Below are 4,717 nucleotides of genomic sequence, written 5' to 3'. Positions count from 1 at the left end.
GTTGTAACACCATATTTCATAAGAGCCGTCATATAAGAAATATAAGAAGGGACCTGAAGATAATTTGAAATTCTTAAAAAATCTTCTCGGGAAAATTTATCCCAATTTTCAGAGAGTATATAAAAATTATTCTTTAATCTTATAAAAAAACCGTTTTTTGCATAGCGACTGCACATTACCCGTGCTGAAGATTGTTTTATGTTTAAAACACTTGCTACATCTTCAACTGTAAAATACAATTTTTTCTTTAGTCTTCTAAGTTTTAAGTACTTCATATTAAATATATATAATTAACATTTTTGTTAATTATATATTCTTAGTAAAACTTTGTCAAAAGATTTTTAGAAATTATTGAAATGGATAACAAGTAGAAATACTCGACCTGACTAAAAAGGGATTGAAACATTTGCATAATGTAGGTTACAATATCTTTATTTAAATATAAATTTGTACTTGACAGAAGAGTACAAATAATATAATATTTATTTGACTAAGAAATTGGTCTAAATATAGACCAGTAAGGAGGAGAAAATGGCTAACTTACTAGAAACAATTCCCACAAGCAAGGCAAAAGCATATTTTTCTAAATTACTTAGGAGAATTAAGGATTTTCATGAATCCTTTGCTATTACCCATAGAGGGAAAATAATAGGAGTTTTAATTGGTATTGAGGAATATGAAAGTCTTATTGAAACCTTAGAAATATTAAGTGATATGGAATTAATGGAAAGTATCAAAAGAGGGTTAGAAGATGAAAAAGCAGGAAAATTTTACTCTCATGAAGAGGTTTTTCGGGAGTGAGGAAAATTGAAGTCTGTAAAAAAATACAATATTAATTATACTAAAGAAGCAAAAAAGAAAATAGAAAAACTCGATCCTTCAATTAAATCAATTATCAAAAATTCAATAGAATCCCTCTTATCAAATCCTTTTAAAGGAAAACCACTGTCTTATGAATTAGCTGGATTATATTCTTTAAGAACTTCGGATTATAGAATTATTTACCGAGTTAAGGAGGAAAAACTCATAATTATAGTTATTTCTGTAGGACATAGAAAGGAAATATATAAGAAGTTAAAAGAACTTGTAAAAAAATCAAAGTTTTAATACACACTTTATATTCAAAACAATCTGATGTTTTTTTGGAACTTTGTCATAATCAGTTCCCCTTTTTCCTCAAATTCCATAATCCTTTTATGAAATTAAATCTTGGGACTTCCTTCATGTACTGTATGGAATATTTGAAATGTTCCCAGGACCAATAACCATTCTGTCCTCCTTCGTAGAATCTTTTAAACATAGAACACAGAACTTTGGCCAAGACAATTTTTTAGAGGCACTGACTTTAATAATGTCTTTGGGCCTTTTTCAAAACCTTCCTTTGTTTAAATTAGTTATCTTAACTAATCTTTGATGATAAATAAAATTTTTTATATATACTTTCCTTTACTTTGCCAGTACCTCAGCTATATCATAGAAGGTTATATCCAACTCCTTATGTCGTTCAGTTACCTGCTCCAAGCTGGTTGTCTCTATTTTGTTGCCTATCAACCCAACCATCATGCCGCTGACCCCTTGAGCAAGCTTCTTTACGGCTGATTCGCCCAAGCGGGTAGCTAGGAGTCTGTCGAAAGCACTCGGTGACCCTCCCCTCTGGACATGACCAAGTATGGTGGTACGCACCTCAAAGCCTACCTCCTCTTTCTGAAGGTAAGCAGCTACCTCTGAGGTTTTACACTTAGCTCCCTCTGCTATGACGACGAGAGCGTGGGCCTTGCCCTTTATATAAGCTTGTTCTAAGATCTCAGCAACCTCCTCCAGAGCCATCTTCTTCTCTGGGATCAGGACGACCTCGGCTCCGCCGGCGATCGCAGTCATCAAAGCCAGATATCCGCAATTCCGCCCCATTACCTCAACTAGAAAGGCTCGCCCGTGCGAGGAGCCGGTCTCTTTGATCTTGTCAATGGCATCGAGCGCGGTGTTGAGGGCTGTGTCAGTACCGATGGACATGTCAGTGCCACAGATGTCATTGTCAATGCTGGCTGGTACGCCCAACACAGGGAAGCCCATCTTGTGGAGCTCTAAAGCGCCCTTCAGAGAGCCACCACCACCGATGACTACCAATCCCTCGATTCCGTACTCGTTTAGCTTTCTCAGCGCCTTGCGTCTCCCCTGCAGTGTTTTGAACTCCTCACATCGCGCTGTCTGTAAGATGGTGCCTGCTCTTTGGATTATCCCGCCCACGGAGCGTGCACCCATGGGTTCCATCTCACCAGCTATGAGCCCATTATAGCCACGTTTGATGCCCATGACCTCCAGCCCAAGACCAAGACCCGTCCTCACTGCCGCTCTTATGCAGGCGTTCATTCCAGGGCTATCTCCGCCACTCGTCAACACACCAATGCGTTTCATAACACTATCCTCATTAATTGTTATTCATTACCTATTACCAGAATTATACACCAAAACGACTAGGGAGTGAATTCCCCTTTTTGACGAAAGTTATTATAATATCCGATAGTGTGTAAATGAGCTAAGTGAGACAAATGCACATCGACTTCACAAGATCTAGAGGACAATTGGGGAGGTTCTTGTAGCAAGCTTTGAAGGACGGGAATGTCTCCCCTCTAAGCCACCCAGATTCTGACCTTGCAGAGTTGCTGGTAGTCACTTTTCAATCCCTTTTTCTTCAGGTCAATAAATTAAATGGTAAATTAATACTATTTAGAGAAGCTTTAATATTTAAGTTTATTTTACCAAACATTAATTAATTCATTTGTTAAATCTCTTAAGAAAAGACCTATATCTGTTACCATACCCCTTGTTTGAAAACTTCCTCTATCAGTCAATTTAGTAACAACAGCTGGATTTATATCTATACAATAGGTCTCAACTGTTGCTGGTAATAGATTTCCAACTGCTATTGAGTGAAGCATAGTGGCTAACATCAAAGCCATTTTGATATCTTTTAATTTACTCCTCATTGCATCCTGAGCTTGCACTACATCTGTTATAACTTCTGGCAAGGGTCCATCATCCCTTATTGAACCAGCTAATACATATTCCTTTTTATTTTTTATAAGAGCATGCATTATCCCATCTTTTATTACACCAGCATCTATAGCATTTTTAATTGATCCATAATTTCTTATAATATTTATTGCTCTTAAATGATTACCATGACCTTCATCAGTAACAGCTCCACTTTTCAAGCTTATGCCTAATGATGTTCCAAAAATTTCTGACTCTAAATCATGAACTGCTAATGCATTTCCAGAAAATAGAACATCTATATATCCATTGTTAATTAATCTAACTAAATATTTCTTAGCACCAGTATGAACTACTGCAGGTCCACAAACAAATAGTATCTTGCCATCACTTTCCTTCATCAATTTCATTCTTTTTGCTATCTCTTTTATTAATAACCTCTTAGGCTTCTCACTGGATACAGAGGATGTCATAAATTCAAAAAAAGTGCCCTCTCTCGGTCTCTCGGTGGGCATTACCCTTATCCCATTTCTACCAATTACTACATGATCTCCTTTCTTAACTTTAGACATACGAACACATTCAGGGATTTGGTTTTTATTAATTACCACTGCACAATCCATCTCCTGATTTTGAACATCTATCCAGTTTCTAGAGATTCTAATTTTAGTGGCAATGTTTGTAGTTGAGTAAAAATCATCAGGCAAAATTCCATCCTTTGGAGCTGGGGTTGTAGAAGCATTTTTTACCTTAACTGGAACTACTCCTAATCTTTGTAATCTATATAAAATTATGTCTAAAACTTCATGAGAAATTGCGGAAATTTTTATTTTAGCCAGACTTTCATCAATGTTTGTTTTTCCTATTACAAATTCCACTACTTCAAACTCACCACCAGCTTCTACAATTTCATCAAATATCTGGGGTAAAATTAAAGAGTCAATGATATGACCTTTTATCTCAATCAATTCTATTGCATTTTTATTTTCCATAATATTTTCCTTTACCTTAATTAAATATTAAAACTTAGAAAATTTTTTTATTAATTAATCTACAATTATATAACTTTTTTAAAATTTTTATAAATTCTAAAAAAAGTAACAAATTCAGTAGGATAGATAATTAAAGTAAAAACACTCCCAAGCCACTCCCATCAAGGAAGCTAATTCAAACTACAAGTTTCAGTGTGATAAATAATTAAAGTGAATTAGATTTTTATAGAAAATTATGAATCTTTTTTTTATTCGTGATATAATTCAAAATTTATACAATTTATATACAATTGACTAAAACACATATACAAAAGATGAACAATTAGGTGAGGATTTTTATTATTTTTCACTAAAGTGTAAAAGTTTAATTTAATAAAAAGGAGGCACATTATGGTTAAGTCAGAATCTTTGTTAAACAAGATTGAAGAGTGGGTTGGAGAGGGGTTAATCTCGCATGAACAGGCAGAAGCTTTGAAGCAGAGGGAAATAAAGAGCGCAATGGAATTTGTGCCAGCTCGTCGAGTAGGGATTAATGAGATTTTTGTTTACCTGGGTAGCTTAGTTATCTTTCTAGCATTAGCTTTCTTGGTAAGTCTGAACTGGAAAGCATTGGGAAGTGTGGGTAGAATACTCTCTATACTTATTCCTACAATTATTATGTTGGTTCTGGGTTGGTTGTTACGTAGTTCTGATAGTATTTATCTTAAGCGAGGAGCACAGGCTTTGTGGTTAGG

General features: G+C 35.1%; 6 protein-coding genes. 3 read left to right on the top strand and 3 right to left on the bottom strand.

The annotated features are described in order from the left end of the window. Positions 1 to 239: hypothetical protein (locus KKC53_06470; GenBank protein MBU2598790.1), on the bottom strand; the 239-nt coding region annotated here is incomplete at its 3' end. A 292-nt stretch (positions 240 to 531) separates the two neighbouring features. On the opposite strand from KKC53_06470, the gene KKC53_06465 reads away from it, so the two are divergent. Both KKC53_06465 and KKC53_06460 read left to right on the top strand, forming a co-directional pair. Continuing rightward, positions 532 to 801 (top strand): type II toxin-antitoxin system Phd/YefM family antitoxin, encoded by a 270-nt coding sequence (locus tag KKC53_06465; GenBank protein ID MBU2598789.1) that lies wholly within the window; start codon positions 532 to 534, stop codon positions 799 to 801. 6 nt (positions 802 to 807) lie between these two features. Next, on the top strand, positions 808 to 1,107 hold the full coding sequence (locus KKC53_06460; GenBank protein MBU2598788.1) for a type II toxin-antitoxin system RelE/ParE family toxin: 300 nt from the start codon (positions 808 to 810) through the stop codon (positions 1,105 to 1,107). 339 nt (positions 1,108 to 1,446) lie between these two features. Here KKC53_06460 and pfkA read toward each other — a convergent pair whose 3' ends face one another. Both pfkA and KKC53_06450 read right to left on the bottom strand, forming a co-directional pair. Beyond that, entirely contained in the window at positions 1,447 to 2,412 is a 966-nt protein-coding gene (gene pfkA, locus KKC53_06455; protein MBU2598787.1) for a 6-phosphofructokinase, read from the bottom strand. A gap of 341 nt (positions 2,413 to 2,753) precedes the next feature. Continuing rightward, positions 2,754 to 3,983 carry a TIGR00300 family protein gene (locus tag KKC53_06450; protein ID MBU2598786.1) on the bottom strand — a complete coding sequence of 410 codons (1,230 nt, stop codon included), beginning with the start codon at positions 3,981 to 3,983 and terminating at the stop codon, positions 2,754 to 2,756. Between the two features lie 390 nt (positions 3,984 to 4,373). On the opposite strand from KKC53_06450, the gene KKC53_06445 reads away from it, so the two are divergent. After that, positions 4,374 to 4,717: DUF2157 domain-containing protein (locus tag KKC53_06445; GenBank protein ID MBU2598785.1), on the top strand; the 344-nt coding region annotated here is incomplete at its 3' end.

The organism is Actinomycetota bacterium, from assembly GCA_018830725.1.
GTDB lineage: Bacteria > Actinomycetota > Humimicrobiia > JAHJRV01 > JAHJRV01 > JAHJRV01.
The sequence above is the reverse complement of the archived record's forward strand: the minus strand, read 5'-3'. Positions and strand labels throughout refer to the sequence as shown.